We start from the raw sequence: 1,078 nt of genomic DNA, 5'->3' as shown, positions 1-1,078 counted from the left end.
AACCAAAGAATTGTGACCAACATCAAATTAATGATTTCACGTAATATTTGAATGGTATTTATTCTTAATTAAATATGGCAAGAATTTTATTTACTACATGAATATGTGTATTGGTAATAAAAAAGAAAGCAGATCCTGCCCTCAATGCGACTCGTCACCAAGCAGACAAATATGCTTCCCTGAGGGAGTCATTCTCTGAAAAAAGCGTTTACATTCGGATTCCGCCATCCACCTCAAGCACGCGGCCGGTGAAGTAATCACTCTCAAGAATGTATTTGACGGCATGAGCGATTTCACTCGCTTCCCCCATTCTCCCTACCGGAATCATCTTTTCTAGACGTTCGATCGCCTCTGGCTTCATTTGATCAGCCATCGCCGTATGTACAACCCCTGGCGCAATCGCAGCGGCTCGAATGCCGTACCTTGCAAGCTCGCGTGCCCACGTTGTTGCCATGGTAGCGACCGCCGCTTTGGAGGCGGAATAGTTGGTTTGACCAATATTCCCGGCTCTCGCCACGCTGGAGATATTGATGATGACCCCTTGTGAGCCACTTTCAATCATTTTTACAGCAGCCTCACGCCCACACAGAAATGTTCCCGTGACATTGACATTCATGACGAGATTAAACTGCTCCAACGACATTTTGCTGATAACGCCATCTTTGGCTTTTACAAGCAAACCATCTCGCAGCACTCCCGCATTGTTGATGAGTCCATTGAGCTGACCGAAATCTTGAAGAATGGCGTCAAATGTCGCTTCCACATCCGATTCATTTGTCACATCAACCGGATAAGTGAACGCTTTCGCACTTAACATCTGACATTGTGATTGTGTCTCTCGTAAACCGGTTTCATTCACATCGAGCAAAGCCAAATCAGCTCCGGATTGAGCGAGGGTAATCGCCATCATTTGGCCCAGCCCCTGCCCTGCACCTGTAATCGCAATAACGCTATTTTTTATGTCCATATTTGCTCTCCCAAACTTGTCGATGCTCAGACACGAAATATCGAAACTGGGAGCTTATTGCTCCCAGCACATGGTCATTTGTTGTTCTTATAGAATTCAAACAGACTTGAG

The 1,078-nt window shown here is 45.5% G+C and carries 1 protein-coding gene; it reads right to left on the bottom strand.

Going from position 1 to position 1,078, the window contains the following annotated elements; all coding sequences use genetic code 11:
• Positions 1-208 precede the first annotated feature (208 nt).
• Positions 209-967, bottom strand: coding sequence for an SDR family oxidoreductase (locus tag R7Q38_RS24605; protein WP_005455723.1), 759 nt, complete (start codon positions 965-967; stop codon positions 209-211).
• Between the last annotated feature and the right edge of the window lie 111 nt (positions 968-1,078).

The sequence above is a fragment of the Vibrio sp. Vb0598 genome, from assembly GCF_033338935.1.
Lineage (GTDB): Bacteria > Pseudomonadota > Gammaproteobacteria > Enterobacterales > Vibrionaceae > Vibrio > Vibrio alginolyticus.
The sequence above is the reverse complement of the archived record's forward strand: the minus strand, read 5'-3'. Positions and strand labels throughout refer to the sequence as shown.

What these genes read in the sequence shown, in the direction of transcription:
- R7Q38_RS24605 (WP_005455723.1), bottom strand. Translation starts at nt 967, where the DNA reads ATGGACATAAAAAATAGCGTTATTGCGATTACAGGTGCAGGGCAGGGG.